Origin of the sequence: Porticoccus sp. (assembly GCA_023261185.1) — a bacterium.
In the GTDB taxonomy this organism is placed as follows: domain Bacteria; phylum Pseudomonadota; class Gammaproteobacteria; order Pseudomonadales; family Porticoccaceae; genus Porticoccus; species Porticoccus litoralis.
In genome coordinates, this window is sequence record JALRJN010000077.1 from 17,676 (window position 1) to 43,916 (window position 26,241).

24 protein-coding genes are annotated in these 26,241 nt (G+C 53.0%); 18 read left to right on the forward strand and 6 right to left on the reverse strand.

Annotated features, from left to right (window positions below; translation table 11 throughout):
* The first annotated feature begins 192 nt into the window (after positions 1-192).
* The 3 genes from ACYZYZ_RS07090 (at position 193) to ampE (ending at position 3,936) form a co-directional block, all read left to right on the forward strand.
* On the forward strand, positions 193-2,418 hold the full coding sequence (locus tag ACYZYZ_RS07090; RefSeq protein WP_461483766.1) for a DUF1631 family protein: 2,226 nt from the start codon (positions 193-195) through the stop codon (positions 2,416-2,418).
* Between the two features lie 134 nt (positions 2,419-2,552).
* The gene (gene ampD / locus ACYZYZ_RS07095) at positions 2,553-3,098 is read left to right on the forward strand and encodes a 1,6-anhydro-N-acetylmuramyl-L-alanine amidase AmpD (RefSeq protein ID WP_461483767.1); all 546 of its coding nucleotides are present in this window, start codon (positions 2,553-2,555) and stop codon (positions 3,096-3,098) included.
* A gap of 1 nt (position 3,099) precedes the next feature.
* A complete protein-coding gene (gene ampE, locus ACYZYZ_RS07100) occupies positions 3,100-3,936 on the forward strand; it encodes a regulatory signaling modulator protein AmpE (RefSeq protein WP_461483768.1) in 837 nt (278 codons plus the stop codon).
* A 30-nt stretch (positions 3,937-3,966) separates the two neighbouring features.
* Here ampE and ACYZYZ_RS07105 read toward each other — a convergent pair whose 3' ends face one another.
* Positions 3,967-4,986 carry an ABC transporter permease gene (locus ACYZYZ_RS07105; protein WP_461483769.1) on the reverse strand — a complete coding sequence of 340 codons (1,020 nt, stop codon included), beginning with the start codon at positions 4,984-4,986 and terminating at the stop codon, positions 3,967-3,969.
* Between the two features lie 4 nt (positions 4,987-4,990).
* Entirely contained in the window at positions 4,991-5,875 is an 885-nt protein-coding gene (locus ACYZYZ_RS07110; RefSeq protein WP_461483770.1) for an ABC transporter ATP-binding protein, read from the reverse strand.
* Positions 5,876-5,941: 66 nt separating this feature from the next.
* Between ACYZYZ_RS07110 and ACYZYZ_RS07115 the strand changes: the two genes are divergently transcribed.
* Positions 5,942-7,327: an AmpG family muropeptide MFS transporter gene (locus ACYZYZ_RS07115; protein ID WP_461483771.1), complete on the forward strand. Its 1,386-nt coding sequence runs from the start codon at positions 5,942-5,944 to the stop codon at positions 7,325-7,327.
* On the opposite strand, the gene ACYZYZ_RS07120 is transcribed toward ACYZYZ_RS07115, so the two are convergent.
* Positions 7,285-7,593: an MGMT family protein gene (locus ACYZYZ_RS07120; protein WP_305169521.1), complete on the reverse strand. Its 309-nt coding sequence runs from the start codon at positions 7,591-7,593 to the stop codon at positions 7,285-7,287. The genes ACYZYZ_RS07115 and ACYZYZ_RS07120 overlap by 43 nt on opposite strands.
* A 119-nt stretch (positions 7,594-7,712) precedes the next feature.
* On the opposite strand from ACYZYZ_RS07120, the gene ACYZYZ_RS07125 reads away from it, so the two are divergent.
* The 12 genes from ACYZYZ_RS07125 to ACYZYZ_RS07180 all read left to right on the forward strand — a co-directional run bounded on the left by ACYZYZ_RS07125 (position 7,713) and on the right by ACYZYZ_RS07180 (position 21,155).
* Positions 7,713-8,183, forward strand: coding sequence for an FxsA family protein (locus ACYZYZ_RS07125; protein WP_461483772.1), 471 nt, complete (start codon positions 7,713-7,715; stop codon positions 8,181-8,183).
* 139 nt (positions 8,184-8,322) lie between these two features.
* Entirely contained in the window at positions 8,323-8,616 is a 294-nt protein-coding gene (gene groES / locus ACYZYZ_RS07130) for a co-chaperone GroES (protein ID WP_305169519.1), read from the forward strand.
* 53 nt (positions 8,617-8,669) lie between these two features.
* Positions 8,670-10,310: a chaperonin GroEL gene (gene groL / locus ACYZYZ_RS07135; protein WP_461483773.1), complete on the forward strand. Its 1,641-nt coding sequence runs from the start codon at positions 8,670-8,672 to the stop codon at positions 10,308-10,310.
* A 237-nt stretch (positions 10,311-10,547) separates the two neighbouring features.
* Positions 10,548-11,192, forward strand: coding sequence for a urate hydroxylase PuuD (locus tag ACYZYZ_RS07140; protein WP_305169517.1), 645 nt, complete (start codon positions 10,548-10,550; stop codon positions 11,190-11,192).
* 129 nt (positions 11,193-11,321) lie between these two features.
* On the forward strand, positions 11,322-12,110 hold the full coding sequence (locus tag ACYZYZ_RS07145; protein ID WP_461483774.1) for a hypothetical protein: 789 nt from the start codon (positions 11,322-11,324) through the stop codon (positions 12,108-12,110).
* Between the two features lie 48 nt (positions 12,111-12,158).
* Positions 12,159-13,673: a fumarate hydratase gene (locus ACYZYZ_RS07150; RefSeq protein ID WP_461483775.1), complete on the forward strand. Its 1,515-nt coding sequence runs from the start codon at positions 12,159-12,161 to the stop codon at positions 13,671-13,673.
* Positions 13,674-13,925: 252 nt separating this feature from the next.
* Positions 13,926-14,876, forward strand: coding sequence for an OmpA family protein (locus tag ACYZYZ_RS07155; RefSeq protein WP_461483776.1), 951 nt, complete (start codon positions 13,926-13,928; stop codon positions 14,874-14,876).
* Positions 14,877-14,965: 89 nt separating this feature from the next.
* Complete coding sequence (gene sbcB, locus ACYZYZ_RS07160; RefSeq protein WP_461483777.1) at positions 14,966-16,384, forward strand: exodeoxyribonuclease I; 1,419 nt, start codon at positions 14,966-14,968, stop codon at positions 16,382-16,384.
* Between the two features lie 74 nt (positions 16,385-16,458).
* A complete protein-coding gene (locus ACYZYZ_RS07165; RefSeq protein ID WP_305169512.1) occupies positions 16,459-17,475 on the forward strand; it encodes an aspartate carbamoyltransferase in 1,017 nt (338 codons plus the stop codon).
* A 54-nt stretch (positions 17,476-17,529) separates the two neighbouring features.
* Positions 17,530-18,678 (forward strand): 1-acyl-sn-glycerol-3-phosphate acyltransferase, encoded by a 1,149-nt coding sequence (locus ACYZYZ_RS07170; protein WP_305169511.1) that lies wholly within the window; start codon positions 17,530-17,532, stop codon positions 18,676-18,678.
* A 2-nt stretch (positions 18,679-18,680) separates the two neighbouring features.
* A complete protein-coding gene (dinG, locus tag ACYZYZ_RS07175; protein WP_461483778.1) occupies positions 18,681-20,810 on the forward strand; it encodes an ATP-dependent DNA helicase DinG in 2,130 nt (709 codons plus the stop codon).
* A gap of 15 nt (positions 20,811-20,825) precedes the next feature.
* Positions 20,826-21,155, forward strand: coding sequence for a YqcC family protein (locus ACYZYZ_RS07180; RefSeq protein WP_461483779.1), 330 nt, complete (start codon positions 20,826-20,828; stop codon positions 21,153-21,155).
* A 19-nt stretch (positions 21,156-21,174) separates the two neighbouring features.
* Here ACYZYZ_RS07180 and dxs read toward each other — a convergent pair whose 3' ends face one another.
* The 3 genes from dxs to ACYZYZ_RS07195 all read right to left on the reverse strand — a co-directional run bounded on the left by dxs (position 21,175) and on the right by ACYZYZ_RS07195 (position 24,311).
* Positions 21,175-23,109, reverse strand: coding sequence for a 1-deoxy-D-xylulose-5-phosphate synthase (dxs, locus tag ACYZYZ_RS07185; protein WP_461483780.1), 1,935 nt, complete (start codon positions 23,107-23,109; stop codon positions 21,175-21,177).
* 81 nt (positions 23,110-23,190) lie between these two features.
* A complete protein-coding gene (locus ACYZYZ_RS07190) occupies positions 23,191-24,078 on the reverse strand; it encodes a polyprenyl synthetase family protein (protein WP_461483781.1) in 888 nt (295 codons plus the stop codon).
* Positions 24,078-24,311, reverse strand: coding sequence for an exodeoxyribonuclease VII small subunit (locus tag ACYZYZ_RS07195; protein WP_461483782.1), 234 nt, complete (start codon positions 24,309-24,311; stop codon positions 24,078-24,080). The genes ACYZYZ_RS07190 and ACYZYZ_RS07195 overlap by 1 nt, the downstream gene beginning before the upstream one ends.
* 537 nt (positions 24,312-24,848) lie before the next feature.
* On the opposite strand from ACYZYZ_RS07195, the gene ACYZYZ_RS07200 reads away from it, so the two are divergent.
* Together ACYZYZ_RS07200 and ACYZYZ_RS07205 are read left to right on the forward strand one after the other, a co-directional pair.
* The gene (locus tag ACYZYZ_RS07200; protein WP_461483783.1) at positions 24,849-25,409 is read left to right on the forward strand and encodes an HNH endonuclease; all 561 of its coding nucleotides are present in this window, start codon (positions 24,849-24,851) and stop codon (positions 25,407-25,409) included.
* Between the two features lie 64 nt (positions 25,410-25,473).
* Entirely contained in the window at positions 25,474-26,241 is a 768-nt protein-coding gene (locus ACYZYZ_RS07205) for an SDR family oxidoreductase (protein ID WP_461483784.1), read from the forward strand.

The following is a 26,241-nucleotide window of genomic DNA, read 5'->3' on the forward strand; positions in this document are numbered from 1 at the left end:
AAAAACCGGTTTATCCGTTTGCGATAACGTACGCAGCGCTTTTTATCTACACTAATCCAGATATAATAGAATCAATAGGATACGTCCGATTGATAGAAACTATGGAAACATTGGCTTGGCTGCAATCATAAAAGCTTATCTATCAGGTCAGGCCAGGAGTAGATTTTCAAGGTGCCAGTGTAGAGTCTCAAGGTGATAGACACAAAAGTCCCGTCAGAATCGTTCTACAAACTGCCTCAGCCAGTGCTGGCGTTGCAGGGGCGTGCCCGCACTTATCTCAGCGCCTGTCTGGCCAGTATGTTCGATCAAGTGGATGATACCTTTTTTGATCTCGCTGATCGTGCCTATAACAATCGTCAGCAAACCATGTATTTCGACGCCATGCGCCAGATACGTATGGAACGGAAAAATATCGAGCATCATTTCTTTCGTTGCCTGACCCAAGGGTTTCAGCTACTAGGTAACCCTAGGTCAACCGGCTTTGTGGAACCCAAGGATAAAGGGCTGGAGGTCATCGAGAACGAGCAACTTGAGGAGATTATTGCCCTTGATACCATGGTGTCGAAGTTGGTGGAGCAGTGTAAGTCTGAACTGGAAGCCCTGAATACCCGGATCGACTCGCTGGTGCCTGCGAAAGTTACCATGAAGAACAATCCTGTCGGTCCCGATGTAATCTGTGAGGCCTTTAACGAGTCTGTTGCTCACCTGGATTTGAAAATCTCCATCAAGCTGGTGTTCTTTAAACTGTTCGATCGGTTGGTGCTGGCCGCTTTGCAGGATTTTTTGGTTGACAGTAACCGCCGTCTCAAAGACATGGGGGTTGTTCCCGACCTCGAAAAACTCAAAAAAGCCAAGCCGCAGCCCCCACCCAAACCGGAGCCAAAACCTGCTGCGTCTCAACAGGAGAATGTGCCTGAGCCCCGGCAATTCGACCATGGTTCCCACGAGCCTCGCCAGCGGCCTGCTGCTAAGCCATCGGCGGGCCAAAGCAGTGGCAGGGGTTATGGGCAGTTTATTTCTCAGCTGAAAAATAGATTGCAGTGGGAATCACGGAGTCCCATGGCTAGCGAGGCAGCCGAGGAGGGTGGAACTTCTCGGCATGAACGTGTTGACTTGGAGCAGCTAAATTCGCTGGTGAGCAATCTACAGCAGGACTGGGCGCAGACGCCACAGGACCCGGAGAGTTCAACCCGCTTGCTTGATATGGTTGAAAAGCATCTGGCACAACAGGGACGCAACTTGGGTGGTACTGAGCGAGGGATGATTGACCTGCTCGATCAGCTGTTTGCTCGAGTGAATACCCAGGCCATCGCCTCCAGTGAAATTGCCGAAGAGCTACGCAAGCTTGAGTTGCCTGTATTGCAGATTGCGCTTAGGGATAACACATTTTTTGATCGCGAAAAGCATCCGGCCCGGCGTTTGCTGAATGAAATTGCCGAAGCATCCATCGGTTATGTTGATGACCAATCCACTGCCGATGACCCCGTGGCTAAGGCCATTGCCAGCGTGGTGGATGAGCTGTGTAATGAATCCCGTCAGGATAATGTGGCGTTGACCCAGCTATTGCTGAATTTTATCGATTTGGTTGATAAGGAGCGGCGCAGGGTGGCTGTTCTGGAGCAACGACTCATGGAAGAAGTGGCCGCTGCGGAAAAAGTAAACCAGGCTCACCAAGCGGTTCTTAAAGTATTGATCAGGAAAATCCAGGGGCAGACATTCCCCCGCTTTGTTGTGAGCTTTGCCGAAGATGCCTGGTGCAAGGTAATGTTCTTGAATCACCTTCGTTGTGGCGTCGATTCCACCGAGTGGCAGCACAGTGAGCAGTTGCTGGACAGTTTGCTGGAGCTGGTTCGTCTAGGGGATCGCCATGAGGCTGCGGTGAAGCCGGTGCTAGAGGCTATTCGCAGCAGCCTGGAGTCCATTTCCTACGATGCCTATGACCTCGGTCGACTGATGGGGGCAATGGAGCAATACTTTTTTGGTGAAGAAATACCTGAGAAGGGGCCGCAGCACGATGAGCTCACCCGAGGCATTTCCGCCAATCCGTTAGATGATGTATACATTCAGGTGTTGAGAACCGATATTCCCGGCAACCCCGATATATCGGATGATGAAGATGATGAGGACATTGAAGAACAGTATTTGCGGCGGGCGGACAGCCTGACCCGCGGTGTCTGGGTTGAATTTGCTGAAGAATCACCGTCACGTCGGCGCTGTAAGGTGGCTGGTATTATTATGCCGGAAGGCAAATTCGTTTTCGTGAACCGCCAGGGTGCCAAGGTTGGGCAGAAAAACCGTAAACGGGTGGCGCGGGAACTCAAGGACGAGAAACTGCGGGCATTGGACAAATCCCAATTGTTTGATAGAGCCCTGGAGGGGGTGGTTAGCGATATGTGCCAGCACCACTCTCTGCACTAATCTATCCTTTTCTGCTCCTGTAGATAAAATTAGCAGCACTACATGAGCTGACGGTGCGCGTAGACAAGCCTGTAGCCCTTTTTTACTATGATCAGATAAATGAGGGGTATGGGAGACCGGTTATTACACGCCTTTTGATCAATCAGCAGGGTTGGCTGCAAAACGCAATTTGCAAACCCTCCCCCAACTATAATCAACGCCCGGAAGGGGCGCCTGTGTCGTTACTGGTTATTCACAATATCAGCCTGCCTCCCGGGGAGTTTGGCGGTAAATACATCTGTGATTTCTTTGCCAATTGTCTTAACCCCGTCGAGCATCCCTATTTTGAAACGATCTCAGACTTGAAGGTGTCTGCGCATCTATTAATCCAGCGCGATGGTGAATTGGTGCAGTTCGTTTCTTTCGATGATCGTGCCTGGCACGCCGGAAACTCCTGTTACGAGGGGGCGGAAAACTGCAATGATTTCGCCATTGGTATTGAGTTGGAAGGTGCTGACGATATCCCTTACACCGAGGACCAATACCGGGCATTATCAGCAGTGACGCTGGCTTTGATGGAACGTTACCCCTCTATCAACATAGGGCGTATTGTTGGTCACAGCGATATTGCCCCGGACCGCAAAACTGATCCCGGGCCAGCTTTTGATTGGCCGTACTACCTGAGCTCTCTGGAGACCTGATATGGAGTTTATTGTTATCGTGATTGGCCTGCTTCTGATCCGGCAGATGGGTTCTCTGGGCGCATTGCAGAGTGATCAATGGTTTCTTGGGTTGCTGGTAAAGCTGCGCAAGGGGTGCGGCTCCATGGAGTGGTTGACGGCGTGCGTCGCTATTGCCCTGCCCGTACTGATACTGGCTGCGTTACTTTTGTTTCTGACGGATCGTTGGTTGGGCCTTCCCGTTTTTCTGATTAGCTTGCTGGTTTTTCTCTACTCACTGGGTCGGGGAGACCTGGAAAAGGATGTGGAAAACTACCAGGAGGACCTGGATCGTGGCGATGAACAGGCAGCCTATAACGATATCGCTGAGTTGAAAGTTGGTCAGCAGCAGGGCGAGGTGGAAAATGCTTCCCAGTCACATGCGGAGGCGGTCAGGACCATTGCTTACCGCTATTTCGAACGTTATTTCGCAGTGATGTTCTGGTTTATTCTCGCTGGCGCGCCGGGGGCGTTGTTGTACAGGTTGTCTGTGATCTATTACCAGCAACGATTACAGGATAGTTCCGAGACAGATTTTCAAAACCGATGGTTGTGGTTGCTGGAATGGTTGCCGGTGAGGTTGGTGGGTATTTCATTGGCTGTGGTAGGGAACTTCCCCGCATGTTTGGCGAGGTTGAGCGAGTCGATTGTTTCCTCGGCAAGCAGTGTGGAGGTATTGGGTAACTTCACACTAGCGGCTTCTTTAACGGGAGGTGATCAGAAGGACAGTTTTGTTGGCAAAGCAGGTATTGAAGCACTGTTTACTCGCACCCTGATTTTTGCGGTGTTTATGGTAGCTGTACTAGTGGTACTGCTATAGCGGGTAGAGTAAATACGCAGGGTTATGGGCTTAATCCCGCCAACGGAATAGCCATCCCGCCAGTGTCAGGCAGGTGACTGTCATCAGGACAAGTATCAATAACTGGGGGGAGGCCTGCAGAATCCCATCTCCCTCCAGCATCACTCCCCGCGCGGCTTTCACCAGGTGGGTCAGAGGCAATAGTTGGGAGAGGTCCTGTAGCCACTCGGGAGCATCATCCAGCGAAAACCACAACTCCGATAACAACAGCATCGGGAAGCTGATGAGGTTCAGCAGACCGTTGGCCAGTTCTTCACTGGCTGTGCGCGAGGCCATCAGTAGGGAGATGCTGATGATGGAGAGGTTGCCCACAACGGCAATCAGCAACAGCAGCAGGTAGCTGCCAACCATTCTGAAACCGATAAATAAATTGCAAATGGTAAATACGATGATGGTGACAGCGAGCATGATGCCCAGACGGGATAGCGCCTGTGAGAAAAGAAACTCCCAGGCCTTCAGAGGAGTTGCCTGAAGCCGTTTCAGAACCCCATTTTTTCTATAGCGAACAATGACATAACCGATACCCCACAGCCCGCTGAACATCATGTTCATGGCCAGCACTCCGGGTATCACCCAGTCGATATAGCGGATCTTTTCGCCGAATACCTCCTGACCTTGCCAGATGCTGCTATCTGCCTGTCCGTCGTTGCGAAGCAGTGCTTCCAGAATGCGCCCCTTGGCTGATTCCGGGTTGATCCAGTAGCGTTGGGGTGAGGACGTGGTGATAAGAATATCCAGCTGGTGAAACTGGATGCGTCGCAAGGCTGTGTCGAGATCCTGATATTCCACCCAGTCAATGGCCGGTTCCTTAGCAAATGGCAGGGTATCCCGGTTGATATTGGGCGTGTCCAGCAACAGGCCCGCCCTGAAGAGGTGGTCGTTGCTGGTGGAAAAAGCAATGGCCAGCACAATGACAATCATTGGTGTGGCAACAAAGGACCAGAATAAAGAACCCTTGTCTCGATAATACTCGCGGTTGCGGGCTGCCCACAGAGCCAGAATACGGCGCATTGTCTTAATTCCTCAGGGAGTGCCCGGTAAGTTTCAGGAACAAGTCATCCAGAGACGGGTTCCGGACACGTAGGGATTGCAGGTTGATGTCCATGGTCACCAGCTTGGCAAGAGTCTGCTCTACAGAATTAGTGGCGATGGCTATACAGTCCTCCCGGCGTTCAATGGCAAAAGGCAGGTTGTTGGGGTCGCAGCTAAAATCCTCGTAATCAATACAGATGTAGGTGAAATCAAAATGTTGTCGCAACAGCCCTTGCGGTGTGCCTTCAGCAATAATTTTCCCTTTATCCATGATCACCATGTGGTCGCATAACAGTTCGGCTTCTTCCATGTAGTGGGTGGTGAGCAGTACGGTTTTACCACGTGCCTTAATGTTACTGATCAGGGACCAGAAGTGTCTGCGGGATTGGGGGTCGAGGCCCGTGGTTGGTTCATCCAGAAACAGAATTTCGGGATCATTGATTAACGCCACCGCCAGTAGCAGGCGCTGGCGTTGACCGCCGGACAAACGAGTGGCGTAGGTATCAAGAAATTCCTCCAGCTGGCACAACTCTACCAACTCCTCTAGTGGCAGGGCGCGGGGGTAAAAGTTGCTGAACAGCCTGATTACCTCACGTGTCGTCAGGTAATCCATTAATGCGGTGGACTGGAACTGGATACCGGTTTGTTCCAGAAAGCGTCGGTCACGAATCTGTCCCTGATAAAAAATCTCACCGGAAGATGGCGTGGTGATACCCTCAATCATTTCGATCGTCGTGGTTTTCCCTGCGCCATTGGGGCCCAGCAGCCCAAAACAGGCTCCGCGGGGGATAGCAAAAGATACGTCATCCACGGCCTTGAGATGACGGAAATTTTTGCTGAGGTTGCGAATTTCAAGAATGGCACTCATGGGCGGAGAGTGTATAGCATCTGTGCAATTATCTGTTAGGGTATGCGCCTGTCAGGAGCAGGCTATATGGCGTCAAAACAAGGTGTAGAGCAGGGGGTGGTCAGCTGGAGCGAGGCCGTTCGTGTCTATACCCGGCCGCAGGTGATCACCATGCTTTTCCTGGGTTTTGCCGCCGGATTGCCTCTGTTGTTGGTGTTTTCAACTCTCACAGCATGGTTGCGGGATGTCGATATAAGTCGCAGCACCATAGGGTTTTTTGGCTGGATCGGTATTACCTATTCCATCAAGGTGGTCTGGGCACCGGTGGTGGACCGGCTGAAGTTGCCCCTGTTAACCCGTAGTCTGGGCCAGCGCCGTAGTTGGATGTTGGTTGGTCAATTTGGCGTCATGGCCGGACTGGTCGCCATGGTGTTGTCTGATCCTCAGGTGTCTCTGGTGAGCATAGCGCTCAGTGCGTTACTGGTGGCGTTCTCTTCCTCCACCCAGGACATCGCTATCGATGCTTTTCGCATAGAGTCTGCGGTGGATGAGTACCAGGGCGCCATGTCTGCCAGTTATATCTTTGGCTACCGGTTGGCTATGCTGGTTGCCGGGGCGGGTGCGCTCTATATTGCCGATTGGTCGAGTTGGGATATTTCCTATCTGGTGATGGCACTGCTGATGCTGGTGGGTGTGGTTACAGTACTGCTGGTGTCGGAACCGGAGCGCCATGTGCCAGACACTACCGAGGCCATGGAGCTGTCGCTGAAGCATCAGTTGCATGCCGATCAGCCCGGTCGCTGGAGGCGGTTTGAGGCGTGGTTTGTGGGCGCGGTGGTCGCTCCGTTTGTGGAGTTTTTTCGCCGCAATGGATCATGGGCGCTGTTGATCCTGGCCTTCATCGGTCTCTATCGCCTCAGTGATATCACCATGGGGATTATGGCCAACCCTTTTTATCTGGATTTGGGCTTTACCAAGAAGGAAATTGCCGATATTGGTAAAGTCTTTGGGTTCTTCATGACTCTGGCGGGTTCTTTCCTCGGGGGATTGTTCGTGGTGCGCTACGGCATCTTTCGCCCCTTGCTGGCTGGTGCCATTATGGTGGCGCTGACAAACCTGCTGTTTGTGCAGTTGGCCATGGTAGGTTCCGACCTGGTGTGGCTGGCAGTGGCGATCAGTGGCGATAATCTGAGCGGCGGATTTGCCAATGCGGCGTTTGTGGCCTACCTGTCGAGCATGACCAACAGGGCCTATACCGCTACGCAATATGCGTTGTTTAGTTCTCTGATGACGTTGCCAGGCAAGTTTTTAAGTGGTTTCTCGGGGGTTATCGTTGATGCCAGTAACTATGAGGTTTTCTTCTCTTACGCTGCTGTCATGGGAACACCGGCAATCCTGTTATCCTGGCTGTTGTGGCGACATTCTCTTGCTCAGTCCCGCCAGCCAAACAGTCTCAAGTCCACCTTGCCCTGAGAGACTTTGATGCCTTCCAACTCCAGTAACTGTTTTTGACGGTGGTAGGCGCTGCTGTCTGGGGCAAAGGCGATCTGACCATTAGCCTTTAGTACGCGATGCCAAGGTAGCGTGGTTTCCGGGGGTAAACGGCTGAGAATGCGCCCAATAAGGCGGGCACCTTTCGGCAGTCTGGCAAAGTTGGCCACTTGCCCGTAACTGGCAACCTGACCTTTGGGGATGGCGCTGAGAATACTGTAAATCAGAACTTCAACTTCGCTTTTCATTTGCTGATTTGTCCTGTTTAGGACATTCATCATAGTGAGGTTTTGGAACTTCCGTCCAGTTTTGTATTGAATTGAACGCAGATGGCCCCATATTCAAAAAATACCTACAGGAGTTCAGTTTGAGACATCTGCTATTACTGTTCATTGCCATGCCCATTGTCGAGATGTGGCTTTTGATTACCGTGGGCCGTGAAATCGGTGCGCTACCCACCATCGGGCTGGTGTTATTGACGGCGGTAGTTGGGTTGTCATTACTTCGCCAACAGGGTTTTGCGACCCTGTTCAGGGCGCGAAGCAAACTTGATGCGGGCGAGCTGCCGGCGATGGAGATGGCAGAAGGGCTGATACTGGCGGTCTGTGGTGCTTTGCTTTTAACCCCGGGTTTTGTGACAGACGTGATAGGCTTCGCGGGCCTTTTTCCGCCCTTAAGGCGACGCTGTGTATTGGGGATGGTTGCAAAGATGGAGGTCGTTAGCTATAGCAATCAACAGACCTATCGCTCCGGGGGGTCGCATCCTTCAGACGCAGATGGAGAGGTGGTTGACGGTGAGTTCTGGCAGGAAAACGATGACCGGCAGCTTCCAAAATAACAGATTGTTCTGTAAAGAAACTTTTTTTTTGTTTGGCCCCTTGAAATAATTTGGAAAGCCTCCACATTAGCCTCAGCTCGGTAACATCCGAACTCTGATGAATTGAACAGGTTAGACCATAATAGTTGGAGAATAGACAATGAAAATTCGTCCCTTACACGATCGTGTTGTGGTTCGTCGCAAGGAAGAAGAAGAAAAAACAGCCGGTGGTATTTTGTTGCCGGGCTCCGCCAAAGAAAAACCGAACCAGGGAGAAGTGATTGCCGTTGGCATCGGTCGCGTGCTGGATAATGGTGAAGTGCGCCCTGTGGATGTGAAAGTTGGAGATACGGTCGTATTCGGCAAGTACGCCGGAAGTGACACCATTGAGCTGGACGGCCAGGAACTGGTCATTCTCAGTGAAAGCGATATCAAGGCTGTCATTGACGGCTGAGAACACAAAGCAGATTTAATCTCGTCAAACGAATTGTTTAAGGAAGGTAAGTCATGTCAGCAAAAGACGTAATGTTTGGTGATAACGCCCGCAACCCGATGCTGGAAGGCGTCAATGTCCTGGCCGACGCTGTGAAGGTGACCTTGGGTCCCAAGGGACGCAATGTTGTGTTGGATAAATCTTTCGGCGCACCCACGGTTACCAAAGACGGTGTGTCTGTAGCGAAAGAAATCGAACTGAAAGACAAGTTTCAAAATATGGGTGCCCAGATGGTGAAAGAAGTGGCATCCAAAGCCTCCGACGAGGCCGGCGATGGCACCACCACGGCGACAGTATTGGCCCAGTCAATTGTGAACGAAGGCCTCAAATCTGTAGCCGCCGGAATGAACCCGATGGATCTGAAGCGCGGTATTGATAAGGCAGTTACCGCAGCAGTAGCTGAAATTGCCAAAATCGCCAAGCCCTGCGCCGACACCAAGGAGATTGCCCAGGTTGGCACGATCTCTGCCAACAGCGATTCCCATGTCGGCGATATCATTGCCGAGGCCATGGAGAAAGTTGGCAAGGAAGGGGTCATCACTGTTGAAGAAGGTTCCGGTCTCGAAAATGAACTGGATATCGTTGAGGGTATGCAGTTTGACCGCGGTTACCTGTCCCCCTACTTCATCAACAACCAGGAAAGTATGAGCGTTGAGCACGATTCGCCCTTCATCCTGTTGTTTGACAAGAAAATCTCAAACATCCGTGAACTGCTGCCGCTGCTGGAAAGCGTGGCCAAAGCAGGCAAGCCGCTGGTCATTATTTCTGAAGACGTTGAGGGTGAAGCCTTGGCAACTTTGGTTGTGAATAACCTGCGCGGTATCGTCAAGGTGGCAGCCTGTAAGGCTCCTGGATTTGGTGATCGCCGCAAGGCTATGCTGGAAGACATCGCTGTATTGACTGGCGGAACCGTGATTTCTGAGGAAGTGGGTATGGACCTTGAGTCTGCCACTCTGGATCATCTGGGTACTGCCAAGCGTGTGACTATCTCCAAGGAAAATACCACCATTGTCGACGGCGCAGGCGATCACGATGCTATCCAAGCCCGTGTTAACCAGATCCGTGCCCAGATTGAAGATACGTCTTCCGATTACGATCGTGAGAAACTGCAAGAGCGCGTTGCCAAATTGGCAGGTGGTGTTGCGGTCATCAAGGTTGGTGCAGCGACTGAAGTTGAAATGAAAGAGAAGAAAGCCCGCGTTGAAGATGCTCTGCACGCGACCCGTGCAGCTGTCGAAGAGGGTGTTGTTCCCGGTGGTGGTGTAGCCTTGATTCGTGCCCTGCAGGCTATTGAAGGTCTCAAAGGCGATAATGAAGATCAGACCGTTGGTATTAATCTGGCCCGTCGTGCCATGGAATCGCCACTGCGCCAGATTGTCACCAATGCCGGTGAAGAAGGCTCTGTGGTTGTCGACAAGGTCAAGCAGGGTGAAGGTAACTTTGGTTACAACGCTGGTACGGGTGAGTATGGTGATATGATCGCCATGGGTATCCTTGACCCCGCCAAAGTAACTCGCACTGCGCTGCAGGCAGCGGGCTCTATTGCCGGTTTGATGATTACCACTGAAGCCATGGTTGCTGACTCACCGGAAGAAAATGCTGGTGGCGGTATGCCTGACATGGGTGGTATGGGTGGCATGGGCGGCATGATGTAATCGTCCCCATCCATCAAGGACAAAAAGCCCCGCTGGTCGGGGCTTTTTATTTTCGGGCACTTTATGACAAAATTGCCGTCACGTGAAGCCGTCCTATAACCTCTTGTTTTATAGGGTTTCTGGGCGGTTTGATCGAGGGGAAATCGCCAGTGCTCAACTCTGGCGGGTATAACAATTAGTTGATTACAAACAAAACCCGGCCCAATAAACTAGCATCTCGCTGCTAAGGAGAAAGACATGTCACTTGAATTCATTAATTTTCTGGCCCGCTGGGGTCACCTGCTGTTCGGTATTACCTGGATTGGTATGCTGTACTACTTCAATTTTGTTCAGGGCGGTTACTTCAAACAGGCCAGTCCTGAAGCCCTGGCTGATGCTAAGGCTAAATTGGCTCCCAGTGCCCTCTGGTGGTTCCGCTGGGGTGCCATGTTCACTTTCATCACCGGTGTGATTCTGCTGGCGGGTGTTGGTAAGCAGCACGTCATGAATGACTACATTGAGGTGGGTGCGCTACTGGGTACCCTGATGTTCCTCAACGTCTGGCTGGTAATCTGGCCGGCGCAACAGATTGCCCTCGGCATGAAAGAGGGTGACGGCCCTGCAGCAGCGGCAAAAGCTCTGCTGGCATCGCGCACCAACACCCTGTTTTCTGCGCCAATGGCGTACTGCATGCTGGCATCTCCCCACATGGGTTATAGTGCCGAACACCTGACATCCGCTAATGGTGGTGGTTTAGGTCTTTATCTTGCAGTGGCCATTGTGCTGGTGCTGGAAGCCAATGCGCTGTTCGGCAAACAAGGGCCAATGACCACCGTTCGTGGTGTGATTGTTTCCAGCCTGGTTCTGACTGCCGTGCTGGTTGGCTCCCTCTGCTTCCTGTAAGTGCAGTTTGATAAAAAACCGGCCGAATGGCCGGTTTTTTTATGTTTGTCGTATAATGCCTGCCTCGTGTATCCAAGCTTCTATTCCAATCGCCTTCTGATGAGAGGCCTGCTTCAGGTTTGATGTGCTATGAGTGACAGTGATAACCCTCGCTTTGATCCAATTGTCCCCACCAGTGATGACCGCATAGGCCGTGGCGAAGGTCGGGAGCGGGGGGCAGACAATGTACGTCCCAGCAGGGAACGGCCCCGGGCAAAGCCGCCTGCACCGTCAGGTAGTGTCGGAACCCTGTGGAAATTTCTGCTGCTGGTAGTGGTTCTCGGTGTCGCTGGTCTGGGGTACTTTTTTGTTGAACAGACCCAGCGTTTTGAAACCCTGCAGACTCGCTTCAATGATCTGGAAGCAAAAATTGTTTCCACCGATGAGTCACTGAGCCAATCCGGTGCAGCCTTGTCGGTAAAACTCAAGGAGCACCAGACCAGCCTGGATGAACACTGGTCCGAGATCAAGAAACTCTGGGGTGTGGCCTATGATCGTAATCGCAAGTCTATTGAAGATCAGGGTAAGTCTATTGATGATCAGGCCAAGGCGGTCAAGGGCCTGCAGGCCTCCATTTCTGCTCGCAAGAAAGAAATAGAAACCCTGACTGGCAAGGTGGATAAGGCGACAAAATCTGTGGAGTCGGCCGCGAGTTCGGCGTTGGCGGCAAAACTGGAGGTCAACGACCTGGTGAGTCAGGTTCAGGATGTGGCTGACCGTTTGGCCCGGATGGAACAGACTATCAATGACTCCAAGCAGTCGTTGAATGCCCGTGTTGCGGGTAATGAGGAGGCAATTCGTGCCATCGATGCATACCGGCTGCAAATTAACCGGGATTTGCAACTGATCAAACAACAGTTGGGGGCTCCCCCCGGCTGAGTATGAGCCGATGTGGTTTTTCTGGAAATGACAGGTTGTGAGAGTGAAATGACTGTTATCAAACAAAATGATCTGATTGAAAGTGTGGCGGATGCGCTGCAATTTATCTCCTATTACCACCCCGTGGATTTTATCCAGGCGGTTAACGAAGCCTATGAGCGCGAAGAGTCGCAAGCGGCCAAGGATGCCATGGCGCAGATTCTGATTAACTCCCGCATGTGTGCGATGGGACACCGCCCGATCTGTCAGGATACAGGCATCGTGAATGTCTTTGTCAAAGTGGGTATGAACGTGCAGTGGGAAGGAGACATGAGTGTCTCCGATATGATTAACGAAGGTGTCAGACGCGCTTACATGCACCCTGACAATGTGCTGCGAGCATCGGTTTTGGCCGACCCTGACGGTGCCCGGAAAAACACCGGCGATAACACCCCCGCAGTGATCAATTACGAAATTGTTCCCGGCGATACCGTGGAAGTGGATGTGGCGGCCAAGGGTGGTGGTTCAGAGGCGAAATCCAAGTTTGCCATGCTGAACCCGTCTGATTCCGTGGTTGAGTGGGTGTTGGAGCAGGTGCCTAAAATGGGTGCAGGCTGGTGCCCGCCGGGTATGCTGGGTATTGGTATTGGCGGTACCGCTGAAAAAGCCATGCTGCTGGCAAAAGAATCACTCATGGATCCCATTGATATTCATGAACTACAGGCTCGCGGTGCTTCCAATCGTGCCGAAGAATTGCGCCTGGAGTTGTTTGATAAGGTCAACGGACTGGGTATCGGTGCGCAGGGTCTGGGTGGATTGACCACGGTGCTGGACATCAAAGTCAGAGATTTTCCGGCTCACGCCGCCAACAAGGCCGTGGCGATGATTCCAAACTGTGCAGCGACACGACATACACACTTCAAGTTGGATGGCAGTGGCCCCGCGAAGCAGCAGCCGCCAAACCTAGAAGACTGGCCCGAGATTGCCTGGGAAGTAGGTGATAGCGTGCGCCGCGTGAACCTGGATACAGTGACCAAGGAAGATATTAAAGACTGGAAGCCCGGTGAAACCCTGCTGCTCTCCGGCAAAATGCTGACGGGCCGTGATGCCGCTCACAAGCGCATGGTCGATATGCTGGCGAAGGGCGAAAAGCTTCCGGTAGATTTGACAGGTCGCTTTATTTATTACGTGGGTCCCGTGGACCCGGTGCGGGAAGAAGTAGTGGGCCCCGCTGGCCCAACCACAGCAACCCGCATGGATAAATTTACCCGTACCATGCTGGAAGAAACCGGCCTGATTGGCATGATCGGTAAGGCTGAGCGTGGTCCCACGGCTATTGATGCTATTCGCGATTCACAGGCGGTCTACCTGATGGCTGTCGGCGGCTCCGCGTACCTGGTCTCAAAAGCGATTACCGGAGCCAAAGTGGTGGCATTTGAGGATCTTGGTATGGAGGCAATCTATGAATTTGAGATTGTTGATATGCCGGTGACCGTTGCGGTGGATACCAAAGGTGAAGCCGTCCACCAAACTGGCCCGAAAATCTGGCAGGCCAAAATTGAAGAGCGAAAATTGGTCATCTAGTACTGGCTTACAGAGGTATATATTCGCGCCGCACTCAAGGTGCGGCTGTTGCCGCCTGAAAACCCAGAGAAAAAAATGCGTTCGACGAAGCTTTAGAAGTCAGCGCCATTTTTTTGATCCTGTTTGAGTTTTTGGCAAAATTTTGGCCTCTATGCGGAAAAAAAACAGTAACTGTATTATCATTACGCGTGCTGTTTTTATTGTTCAGGCGAGGGTGCCTGTGTTTTTAAATCGGAATTAATGGTGAAGTTGATGAAAAAGCTTGCTGCTGCTATTGGTGTATCGTTGCTGACGCTGTCGGCCTCTGTATTTGCACAAGAGGGTTTGTACCTCGGGCCGTCGCTCGGTTATTACTACCTTGACAGCGATCGCGTTGTCAGTGGTCATGATGAAGCTGGCGTGGCTGGTTTCAATGTTGGTTATCGCTTCTTTAATGATTGGGCTCTGGAAGCTGGTTACGGCAAAGACATTGCCGGTGACGATCTGGATGTTGCCCAAATCAATGCCTATTTCTGGCTGGGTGAAGATAATGGCGGCTGGCGCCCCTATGTAGTGGCAGGTTTCAGCTATTACGACCGCGATGGTGAAAACAATCTGTGGTCAGATGAGGAATACACCCATCAGGCGCAAATCGGTTTTGGTCTTTCCAAAATGATCAGCGATCAATGGGAATTCCGTGGTGATGCCCGCATCGCCCACAAATTGCGTGAAGGCAACGAGGGTATCAACGATGGTTCACTGAACTTCGCCCTCAACTACTACTTCAACAAGCCAGCTGCGCCGGTTGTTGAAGCGCCTGTAGAACCTCGCGAACCAGAAATGCCTGCACCAGAGCCTGAGACTCGTACCATTACCGTGCGCCTGAATGTTGAGTTTGAATTCGACAAGGCCATTGTACGTGCCATCTACGGTGATGAGCTTCATGCTGTTGCCAATGCCATGAAAGTTCACGATGACATCACTCTCGTGCTCGAAGGTCATACCGATGCCCGTGGTTCGGATGACTACAACCAGGGCCTGTCAGAGCGCCGTGCTGCCGCAGTTAAAGCCAAAATCGTTGAAGACTATGGCATTGACCCGAGTCGCATCACCACAGAAGGTTACGGTGAAAGCCGTCCGATTGCGGATAATGCCACTGATGAAGGTCGTGCTCGCAACCGTCGTGTAGTAGGCGAAATGACCTATACCGAAGTGGTTGAGTGATCTGACCGGAACGCACAGTCTGTTGCGTTATCTAAAAACGGCGTCTGGGGACGCCGTTTTTTTTGTTCTGGAAAAAGGATGCTGAGTCTGTGAAAACGCTTTATTGGCACGACTACGAAACGTTTGGCACTGACCCGTCTCGAGACTGCCCCTCACAGTTTGCTGGTGTTCGCACCGACGAAAACCTCAATCTGGTCGGTAAACCCTTATCCCTGTATTGTCAGCCGCCTACGGATCGGCTGCCTTCCCCGATGGCTTGCCTGGTTACGGGCATTACTCCCCAGAAAGCCCGGGAGCAGGGAGTGCCAGAACCGGAATTTATTGCTCAAGTGCACCGGGAGTTGTCACAACCGGGGACCTGCGGAGTTGGCTATAACAGCATCCGCTTTGACGATGAAGTGACTCGCTATACCCTTTACCGGAATTTCTACGACCCCTATGAGCGAGAGTGGAAGCACGGGAACTCGCGCTGGGACATTATCGATATGGTTCGGTTGGCCAGGGCGTTACGACCGGAGGGTATCGAGTGGCCCAACTACGACGACGGTTCCCCCTGTTTCAAATTGGAACAACTCACCCAGGCCAACGGTATAACCCATGAATCAGCCCATGATGCGCTCTCCGATGTCATGGCAACCATCGCTATGGCACGTCTGGTAAAGGCTAAACAACCCAAACTGTACGACTATATTTACGAGCACCGCCTGAAGAATAAGGTGGCCGGACTGATCGATCTGCAGAACCAGCTGCCATTCCTGCACGTATCGGGCCGGTTGCCGCGGGATAATGGTTACGTGGCGTTAATGATGCCGCTGGCCAAACACCCGACCAATAACAACGCCATTATCTGTTTTAATCTGTCAGGGGATGCTCAGGGGCTCATGAATCTATCGGTAGATCAAATTCACGATCGGCTTTTTACCCGCACCCAGGATCTGCCCGAGGGTGTGGAGCGTATCCCCTTAAAGAATGTTCAGATTAACCGCTGCCCTGTGGTGGCAACGCCAAAACTACTGGATGCTGCGGCGGCCAAGCGTCTGGGTATAGACCTGGAGCGTTGCGAAGAGAACTGGCGCCTGTTGCGGGGCCGCGATCTGACGGCAAAGCTGTCACAACTGTTTTCTGCACCAGGGCAGGAAAGCCCTGAGGAAGCAGATCGCCAGCTCTATCAGGGTTTTCTTAATGACTCTGATCGGAATTTATTGAGTGAGGTACGTTCGGCATCGGCGGACGAGTTGGGGGCAGACCGCTTTCATTTTCAGGACCCTCGCTATCGGCAGTTGCTGTTCCTGTATCGCGCCAGAAATTTTCCTGAGTCATTGAGTGAAGAAGAGATAAACCAGTGGGAAGAATGGCGCTTTCAGCGACTCACAGGTTCCTCCACCGGATACCTCAGTCTGGAAGCCTATCATGCGGAAATCGACCAGCTGATGGCCAGTGAGGAAACGGGCGAACGTGAACGCTCACTGCTGCACGCGTTGCAAGAATGGGGCGATCAGATTTTATAACGACAATGCCGCTGGTCCGATTTTGGCAAAGCCGCTAAAATGCTGCGCTTGATGGGCTAAGCCGTGGGGGCAATGTGGAATTCAAGGGTAGCAGTATACTTTCCATCAGTCAGTTCGAGCGCACCGATATTGATCGTATCTTTCGCGTTGCTGATCGTATGGAGCCCTATGCCCAGCGCCAGAAAATCACCCGGGTTCTTGAAGGCGCGATTCTCGGCAACATGTTTTTTGAGGCCAGTACCCGAACCCGCATCAGTTTCGGCAGTGCCTTTAACCTGCTGGGGGGTGAGGTCAGGGAAACGGTAGGTTTTGAAGCCTCAGCCTTGGCCAAGGGTGAATCACTTCAGGATACGGCCAGGGTTCTGTCCGGATTCAGTGATGTAATCTGTATGCGCCATCCTGAGTCTGGTTCCGTGGCAGATTTTGCCGCCGCCAGTAGGGTTCCGGTGATCAACGGTGGTGATGGCAGCAATGAGCACCCCAGTCAGGCATTACTGGATCTGTACACCATAGAAAAAGAACTTCGGGATCGTGGGCGTCAACTGGATGGCCTGCGCATCGCCATGATTGGTGATCTCAAGCACGGGCGCACCGTCCACTCCCTTTGCAAGCTGCTGATGTTATTCCAGCGGGTTTCAGTACAGCTGGTTTCTCCGCTGGAGCTGGCGATGCCAAGAGAGCTGGTTGAGGATATGCGAGCCGCTGGAATCCACGTAGACGAATCTGATCGCCTGGAATCGAGTATTTCCCACGTTGATATAGTCTATTCCACCCGTATTCAGGAAGAGCGTTTCGCCAGTAAGGATGAAGCCGATTTGTACCGCGGCCGTTTTCGCCTTAACCAGGCGATTTACACGTCCAACTGCGAGCCCAATACGGTGATTATGCATCCTCTGCCGCGGGATTCGCGGGCAGAGGCCAATGAGCTCGACAGCGATCTGGACAGCAACCCGAATCTCGCAATTTTTCGCCAGACGGACAATGGTCTACTGGTGCGTATGGCGCTGTTTGCCATGATTCTTGATGTGACACACCTGGTCGAAAAGTACTCCACGGAAGTGCGTTGGCACAACCCTCGTCTGGGCTCCTGAGTTTTTGCCGCTGTTTTGGCAAGCCGTTATAACAACAATCAGTACATCGCCGTTATGAATGAATTTGACGATATCCGTCCTTATTACGACTCAGAAGTTCCAGAAGTATTGGCTCGTCTCGCGGCCAGTCGCGAGTTTGTTGATACCCTGATGTCCATCAAATATCCACGGCTCGGGCGGTATGCGCCCTGGCTAATGCGGCCGCTGATTGCTCGGGTGTTACGCCACAGCTTTGAGAAAATTCATAATGTGCGTGATTTTCAGGAAGCAGTGGGCGAGAGCATGGGCAAACTGCTGAAAAAAATTGAATGCCATCTGACGGTTTCCGGGCAGGATAAGCTTTCTTCTGAAAGCTCCTACCTGTTCATCAGTAATCACCGTGATATTGCCATGGACCCGGCCTTTGTGAATTTCGTCCGCTACCACGCCGGTTATGACACGGTGCGCATCGCCATCGGCGACAACCTGATGAGCAAAGAGTTTGCCTCGGACTTAATGCGCATCAACAAAAGTTTTATTGTAAAACGCTCTGTGGAAGGGCGTCGTGAAAAGCTGAACGCGCTGTTGCAGTTGTCGCGCTACATTCGGTTTTCCCTGGTTGAAGAGCACGCCAGCGTCTGGATTGCCCAACGTGAAGGTCGTGCCAAGGATGGGGTCGATAAAACGGAAAAGGCCCTGTTGAAAATGCTTTCACTCAGCAAACAGAAAGAACAGACATTTGCTGACGCCATTCGTGAGCTGAAAGTCGTACCGGTAGCTATTTCCTATGAGCTGGACCCCCTGGACGCAGCCAAAGGTCGTGAGCTCTATGCCAAACAGACGGAGGGGGTTTACCGGAAAGAAGCCCACGAGGACCTGCTGAGCATCTATCAGGGCATTGTTGGACGCAAAGGGGCGGTGCACGTTGCGTTTGGTGATCCGCTGGAAGAAGGTATCGATACCCCCGAGGAAATGGCTGAAGCCGTCGACCGTCAGATCATCGGTAACTACCGACTTCACCCCAGCAATCTCATTGCCTACGAAATGCTGGAGGGCAAGGTGCCTGAGTTGGCACAGTGGAAATCAGTATTTAGCGGGAGCTGGCCACAAAAAGTTCGTGAGTTTGAAGAGCGCCTGAATGCGGTACCTCAGGCGCACCGGGAAATTATCCTCAATATGTATGCCAATCCGGTGCGCAGCAAGCTAAGACTTGGTCTTGATTAACGGTGCTGAGCGCTGACCTGAAAGCAGAAATTCAGAAGGGTTACCGGACATTCCTGGACGTTAACGAGCTGCGTCCCCGTCTCGGCCAGAAGCAGATGATCGCCGCCATTGCTAATGGTCTGGCCGCTATTGAGGAAGATGCCGAAGGCCGGCGGCGCTCGGATAACCCTGTCAACGTTGTTGAGGCCGGCACCGGAACCGGGAAAACACTTGCCTACCTGTTGGCAGCATTGCCCATTGCCCGCGCACTTGGCAAAAAAGTGGTGGTGGCAACGGGAACGGTTGCACTGCAGGAGCAACTGGTCAATCGCGATATCCCTAACCTGTTGAGCAGTACCGGCTGGGACTATCAGGTAGTCCTTGCCAAGGGGCGTGGGCGCTACCTGTGCCCGATTCGACTCGAGCAGTGCCTCGATTCTGCTTCAGCTCGTGATAACGGGCTGTTTCTCTTTGAAGATGAAATCCAGTTCAATCCAACGGCAAATCTGATTGCCAGTTATCGCGCCATGGATAATTCGTTGGTTGCGGGCGAATGGGCAGGTGACCGGGACAGTTGGCCCGATTCTCTGGAAGACAGTGACTGGCGTCCCCTGACTGTTGATCGTCGCCAGTGTACCGGTCGACGCTGTCGGCTGATTCGCAACTGCTGCTTTTTTAAAGCACGGGATGAATTGGATGAAGCCGATTGTATTGTCGCCAATCACGACCTGGTGATGGCAGACCTGTCGTTGGGAGGTGGTGCCATTCTTCCTCCGCCGGAAGAGACCATTTATATTTTTGACGAAGGTCATCGCATCGCGCCCACTGCCCTTAACCACTTTGCTGGTTCCTGCCGGATTCGAACCACAGGTAATTGGTTGGGGCGTATGCAGAAACAGGCAGATGCCTGGCTGCCGCTGTTCAGGGACGCTCCGGATATTGTGTCACGGTTGGAAAAACTGGCCAGCTCTGCTGCGGACAGTGAGCGTTTAATGGGGCTGAGTTATCCTCTCTTGGAAAAATACCTGGAAGGGGCTGCAGAAGGGAGCACAGAGCTGCGCTGGTGTTTTGTCGACGGCGATCCCGGCGAGGAAATAAGAGAACTGGCAGGCCACCTGGTGCAGGGGTTGGGAGTACTGTTCAGTACCCTGGAACTTCTTTCCGACCGATTGAGTGACGCGATGGATGAGACGCACTTTCCGGTACCCCGAGTCGATCTCGAACAACTATTCCAGCAAGTGGGGGTGTGGCAAGGCCGCATCGAAGGGGCATTGCGTCTCTGGGAATCCTACGCCCGAGAAGATGATACACAAAAAGCACCGCCCACTGCCCGGTGGCTAAGCCTGGAAGAGGGAGCGGGCAACCCAGATATTCGCCTGTCAGCGTCTCCCACAGATGCCGGAGGCATATTTCGCCTCAATTTGTGGCAACGGTGTTATGCAGCGATCATCACCTCCGCGACCCTGCAGACCCTGGGTTCATTTGAAAATTTCAGCAAACGATGCGGGCTGCCTGCCACAACGGTGTACACGGCAGTGGCGGGGGCCTTTGATTATGCCAACGCTGGAGTGATAGCGGTGCCGGATATCGGCGCTGATGGTTCAGACAGTCAGTTACATACCGAGGCGCTGATCAGCGTGCTGCCCGAGATGATTGACTGGCATGAAGGGACGCTGGTGTTGTTTGCATCCCGCCGCCAGATGGAATTGGTTTATGACGGACTGGGAGAAGAACGGCAGGATCAGGTTCTTGTACAGGGACAATGGTCACACCAGGAAATTGTGCGCCGGCATCGGGCCACGATTGATGGTGGAGAGGGCAGTGTGATTTTTGGTCTCGCCAGTTTTGCCGAGGGGATGGATTTTCCGGGGAATTATTGTTCTCACGTGGTTATCGCCAAGTTGCCCTTTGCCGTGCCGGATGATCCCGTCTATCAGACCCTGTCCGGCTGGCTGGAACATCGTGGTGAGAATCCTTTTATGCAACTGATGTTACCCGATGCCTCTCTCAGGCTGCATCAGGCTTGCGGGCGCCTGATCCGCACAGAGAAAGACCGGGGGCGAATCACAATCCTCGACCGCCGAATTATCAGCAAACGTTACGGTAAACAGATGCTGGACGACCTGCCTCCTTTCCGGCGCGAAACCGGGTAGTCGTCAGGACCTGAGATGAATGATAAACACCGGCAGCTGGCCGCCATACTGGTCAGCCTTGAGCAGCAGATGCGGGACATGATGTTGTGGTCAGAAACGATGCCGTCAATTGCGGCATTGTCCAGCCGGGAGCCCTTTGCCATTGATACCCTCTCGTTTGAACAGTGGCTCCAGTTCATTTTTCTGCCTCGACTGCAACATCTGGTCGAGAACAAAGCCAAACTGCCTGAAAACTGTGCCGTCAGCCCCATGGCCGAGGAGTATTTTCGCGAGAGGGGGGAGAACAGTCGGGAGTTAATCGAGATGTTAGTCGCCATTGATCGGCTGTTAACGACCAATATTTAACCTATTGCTGGGATCAGTATCAGGAAACGGCGCCCTGGGTACCCTTCAGTTCATCCAGGCGGTGTTGAATAGCACGGGTAATACTCTCCGCGTTCAGTCCGATGGCGGCGAGTTGTTGCGAATGGCTGCCATGGTCCACAAATTGATCCGGCAGGCCCAGGTGCATGATTGGCACAACCATTCCGGTGCAGGCCAAGTGTTCACTGACCGCTGCTCCGGCTCCGCCCTGTACCGTGTTTTCTTCCAGGGTAACCAGTAATTGATGTTGTGATGCCAGCCGATCAACCAGTGCGGTATCCAGTGGTTTCACAAAACGCATGTCGGCAACGGTGGCGCCAAGCTCTTCAGCGGCCTGTAATGCTGCCGGGAGCAGGGTGCCAAAATTTAAAATAGCGACATGGCTTCCAGTGCGTTTCTCCACTCCCTTGCCGATGGGGAGTGCCGTCATTTGTTTTTCGATGACAGAGCCTGGACCTGTGCCCCTGGGATAGCGAACGGCAGCAGGACCCTGGTGAATGAAGCCGGTATAGAGCATCTGCCGTGTTTCATTTTCGTCCGAGGGCGCCATGATCAGCAGGTTAGGAATACAGCGTAGGTAGGTAAGATCAAAACTGCCTGCGTGTGAAGGGCCGTCTTCGCCGACCAGCCCGGCCCGGTCAATACCGAATAGAACATCCAGGTTCTGCAGTGCCACATCATGAATCAGTTGGTCGTAGGCCCGTTGCAAAAAGGTGGAGTAAATGGCCACCACGGGTTTCAATCCCTCACAGGCAAGCCCGGCGGCCAGTGTCACCGCGTGTTGCTCGGCAATGGCCACATCGTGGTAGCGATCGGCATAGGTTTTGGAAAACTCAACCATGCCGGATCCTTCACACATAGCCGGCGTTATTCCCACCAGGCGGGAATCTTTTTCAGCCATATCGCAAAGCCAGTCTCCAAATACCTGTTGGTATTTCACCTTGGGGGGAGTCACTACCGTCGAAGGTTTGGCGACGGCAACCTGGGGCTTGCTTTTGGGTTCGATTTTGTTGAGCGCGTGATAGCCCACCGGGTCTGCTTCGGCCGGACCAAAGCCTTTGCCTTTTCGGGTGATCGTGTGCAACAGGATAGGGCCATCCAGCTGCTTCAGGTTGCTAAGCGTTTGAACCAGCAGTGGCAGGTTGTGGCCGTCAATGGGTCCGATATAGTTGAACCCCAGCTCCTCAAAAACAATACCCGGAGCGACCATGGCCTTGAGGTGCTCCTCGGTCTTGCGGACAAAAGACGCTGCTGAGGGAATTGAGCGCAAGACCTTCTTGCCACCTTCACGGATGGAATTATAAAAACGGCTGGACCAGATTTTGGAAAAATAGGTGGCCAAGCCGCCGACGTTGTGGGATATCGACATGTTGTTGTCGTTGAGCACTACCAGCATGTTGGCGTTGGTATGTGCAGCATGGTTGAGAGCCTCAAACGCCATGCCTGCCGTCATGGCCCCATCCCCGATCACCACCACGACTTCTCTTTTTTCGCCATTCATGGCGGCACCCAGGGCCATACCGAGAGCGGCGCTGATAGAAGTGCTGGAATGGCCCACCCCGAAGGTGTCGAACTCACTCTCTTCCCGTTTGGGGAAAGCGGACAGACCGTTTGCCTGCCGAATCAGTGGCATCAGCTCTCGCCGACCAGTGAGGATCTTATGGGGGTAAGCCTGGTGCCCTACATCCCACACCAGCCGATCATGGGGGGTATTGAAAACATAGTGCAGGGCGATGGTGAGCTCGACAGTCCCCAGTCCGGCACCGAAGTGGCCGCCACTTTTCCCGACGCTGTAGAGCAGATAGGCGCGCAGTTCATCTGCCAGCTCAGGCAATTGCTCAACATCCAGTTCACGCAGGTGAAACGGGTGGTCGATGCTGTCCAGAAGAGGGGTTTCCGGCCGGATCAGCGGTATGTCGTTGAACGTCTTGAGCATGCAAATCGAATGGGCGCAAAGGGAGCAATCTTACACCAAAATTGCCAGCGGAGCCGCATCAAATGGAGGTCTCGGCAGGTTTCAGCTATTCCGGTTGACGATATAGTCGGCAATAGCCCGCAGCTGATCGGCCCGGCTGTCAAATGTCCGCAGGGCTGCCAGCGCTTTTTGGTGCAGGTCGGCGGCTTTTTCTCTGGCGCCGCCCAGCCCCAGCAGTGTGACGTACGTGGGTTTGTTCAGAGCCTCATCTGCGCCCTGACGTTTGCCGATAACTTCTGTGGTGCCGGTAACATCCAGGATGTCGTCCTGTACCTGAAAAGCCAGGCCAATGGCATCCCCGTACTCGGAGAGAGCAGCTTGTTGCTGGCTATCGGCCCCTGCTGATACCGCACCCATAAGAATACTGGCATTGATCATGGCCCCGGTCTTGTTGCAGTGAATCTGCTCCAGTTGCTGTAAATCGGGTGACAGATTCACAGCAGCGATATCCAGTGCCTGTCCCACCACCATCCCCGAGGCGCCTGCACCTCTGCAGAGGAGTGATAATAACTGTACGCATAATTGCGGGGAGTGCGCAGCAACTGTTAACAGCTCCTCAAAGGCAAGAGTTTGCAGAGCATCTCCAGCGAGAATTGCCGTTGCTTCGTCAAATGCAATGTGGCAGGTAGGCATACCACGGCGCAGATCGTCATCGTCCATTGCCGGGAGGTCATCATGGATCAGGGAGTAGGCGTGAATCAATTCCACCGCAGCCGCAGAGGCATCGGTTGCTAAATTGATCTCACCCACAGCTGTAGCTGCTGCATAGGTCAGAACTGGCCGAATACGTTTGCCACCGTTGAGCACACTGTAGCGAATGGCATCGAAAAGGCTGCTACTGTGGCTGTCTGGAAATGTCAGTACAGTTTCAAGGTGAGAATCAATGCGGCTTTTATAAGCTGGAATGAAGCTGGTTGCTGAAACGGACATCAGTCTTTCTCGGGAACAAACTCAGTGGGGCTATCACTGTCCCGGGTGAGCATATCCACCCGTAATTCCGCCTCCTTGAGCGCCTGTTGGCATTCACGGGTAATCTTGATGCCTTCCTCAAAAGCCTTGAGAGAGTCTTCAAGGGTTAGGCTTCCCTGTTCCATGTCATTCACCAGCGATTCCAGCTGGTTCAGTTTCTGTTCGAAGTCGACGGCTTTTTTTCGCGATGTCACGGCGTTTACTCCAGCGAGGAAGCCGCAACACTAACCGAGCTGTGCAGACGGGTCAATTTGAAGAATTAAGTCTGTGTAAGCTTTTTCCTACAGGAAAAGCAGAAAAGACCCAATATTAAAGTATCCTCAAAAAAGAGATATTGGCTTTGAATGGATGCTGCGGCACACGGATGTGTATTACCAAGGAGCAACATGGACGTTCGGTAACATCTGTTCCAAGGCTGGACACGCAACTTTCCTATACTGCCTTTAGCCCCGATACCGGAAGGTGTCGGGGCTTTATTTTCTGTCATTGACAGGTCATAAGACTGGGGTATTATGGTCCAAACACACCCTTTGGAGGGGCGGCTTTCAAGCAGATAATCGGTGTCAGGGTGCCTAGGCCCCATCGAATTTGTCGCATACAATCCCACATATCGTGGTGGGTCGGCCCCCTCCACGTCTCAAATATTCTTCTCAAAGCCCTGCCTGTAACCCTGGTGGGGCTTTTTGCTTATGGGCCAATGCCTTTTTTTCTTCTGCGGGGAGCTAGCCATCATGCAGCCTAGAATTTTGCGACTGAATCAGGCGGGTCAGCCGATAGAGTGGCTGGACTGGCAGGAGGCAGTATGCCTGTTTGCACGTGAGATGATTGTCTGGACGCTGGGAGATGAAGTGAAGCGAGTCCGCGGGGGATTCTCCCGACTGACAGGGCAGACCTCGCAGATTGTTCTGCCCAGCATTATCGCCACCGGGGGTGAGCAACTGGCGCGTCCGAGGACCAATTACCCGCTTACCAATCCGGCGTTGTTTGCCCGCGACGGCTATCTGTGTATGTACTGTGCCCGACCGTTTTCGGCGGCGAGTCTGACCCGCGACCACATTGTACCGACGTCGAGAGGAGGTTTTGATAAATGGGAGAATGTGGTGGCAGCCTGTCGCCGATGTAACCAGCACAAGGCAGATCAACTCCTCGAAGAGATCAACATGCAGTTGGTAGCCTTGCCGTTCCGTCCCAACAATGCGGAGTACCTGGCGCTGATTAATTCCAAGCGGATACTGGGTGACCAAATGGAGTTCCTTCGCGGCCAGTTTTCCCGCAATTCCCGCTGGCTTTAAGCTCACCTATCTCGACAGTTTCATGCTAGCCTCTGCACCCTGACTGTTGTGTGGAGTCTCTGTCGTGGAACTGGGTATTGCGGGAAAACAAGCATTGGTCTGTGCGGCCAGTAAAGGCCTGGGCAAAGGCTGCGCAATGGCCCTTGCCAAAGAGGGTGCCATGGTTACTATTCTGGCCCGACAGCGTGATGTGTTGGATCAGACGGCAGAAGAGATTCGGAATCAGACCGGTGCACAGGTAAATGTTGTTGTTGCCGATATCACCAAGGAAGAGGGGCGGGACATTGCACTGGCGGCCTGCCCGGCCCCGGATATCCTGATCAATAACGCCGGTGGTCCACCACCGGGTGATTTCCGCGACTGGCGTCAGCAGCACTGGTTCGAAGCCATCAATGGCAATATGTACAGTCCTATCGACATGATTCGGCGCACACTGGATGGCATGCTCGAGCGACGTTTCGGGCGGATCGTCAATATCACCAGTGCCGCTGTCAAACAGCCGGTCACTGCCCTGGGTTTGTCCAATGGCGCCCGTTCTGGTCTGACAGGGTTTGTGGCGGGGATATCGCGGGATACGGCCCGTCACAATGTCACCATCAATAACCTGTTGCCGGGTTTGTTTGATACCGAGCGTGGCAGGGGTGCGGCCGCACTGATTGGTGGTGGTTCAGGGCTTTCTGCCGACGAATATATTGAAACACTTCCCGCCGGCCGACTGGGCATGATTGATGAGTTTGGCGCCACCTGTGCCTTTCTCTGTAGCCAGCACGCAGCCTATATCACAGGTCAGAACATTCTCGTGGACGGTGGAAATTATCGCGGCACGTTCTAG

Coding starts and splice junctions, on each gene's coding strand:
- ampE (WP_461483768.1), top strand. CDS start 3,100: ATGGAGTTTATTGTTATCGTGATTGGCCTGCTTCTGATCCGGCAGATG.
- ACYZYZ_RS07105 (WP_461483769.1), bottom strand. CDS start 4,986: ATGCGCCGTATTCTGGCTCTGTGGGCAGCCCGCAACCGCGAGTATTAT.
- ACYZYZ_RS07110 (WP_461483770.1), bottom strand. CDS start 5,875: ATGAGTGCCATTCTTGAAATTCGCAACCTCAGCAAAAATTTCCGTCAT.
- ACYZYZ_RS07115 (WP_461483771.1), top strand. CDS start 5,942: ATGGCGTCAAAACAAGGTGTAGAGCAGGGGGTGGTCAGCTGGAGCGAG.
- ACYZYZ_RS07120 (WP_305169521.1), bottom strand. CDS start 7,593: ATGAAAAGCGAAGTTGAAGTTCTGATTTACAGTATTCTCAGCGCCATC.
- groES (WP_305169519.1), top strand. CDS start 8,323: ATGAAAATTCGTCCCTTACACGATCGTGTTGTGGTTCGTCGCAAGGAA.
- groL (WP_461483773.1), top strand. CDS start 8,670: ATGTCAGCAAAAGACGTAATGTTTGGTGATAACGCCCGCAACCCGATG.
- ACYZYZ_RS07140 (WP_305169517.1), top strand. CDS start 10,548: ATGTCACTTGAATTCATTAATTTTCTGGCCCGCTGGGGTCACCTGCTG.
- ACYZYZ_RS07145 (WP_461483774.1), top strand. CDS start 11,322: ATGAGTGACAGTGATAACCCTCGCTTTGATCCAATTGTCCCCACCAGT.
- ACYZYZ_RS07150 (WP_461483775.1), top strand. CDS start 12,159: ATGACTGTTATCAAACAAAATGATCTGATTGAAAGTGTGGCGGATGCG.
- ACYZYZ_RS07155 (WP_461483776.1), top strand. CDS start 13,926: ATGAAAAAGCTTGCTGCTGCTATTGGTGTATCGTTGCTGACGCTGTCG.
- ACYZYZ_RS07170 (WP_305169511.1), top strand. CDS start 17,530: ATGAATGAATTTGACGATATCCGTCCTTATTACGACTCAGAAGTTCCA.
- ACYZYZ_RS07180 (WP_461483779.1), top strand. CDS start 20,826: ATGAATGATAAACACCGGCAGCTGGCCGCCATACTGGTCAGCCTTGAG.
- dxs (WP_461483780.1), bottom strand. CDS start 23,109: ATGCTCAAGACGTTCAACGACATACCGCTGATCCGGCCGGAAACCCCT.
- ACYZYZ_RS07190 (WP_461483781.1), bottom strand. CDS start 24,078: ATGTCCGTTTCAGCAACCAGCTTCATTCCAGCTTATAAAAGCCGCATT.
- ACYZYZ_RS07200 (WP_461483783.1), top strand. CDS start 24,849: ATGCAGCCTAGAATTTTGCGACTGAATCAGGCGGGTCAGCCGATAGAG.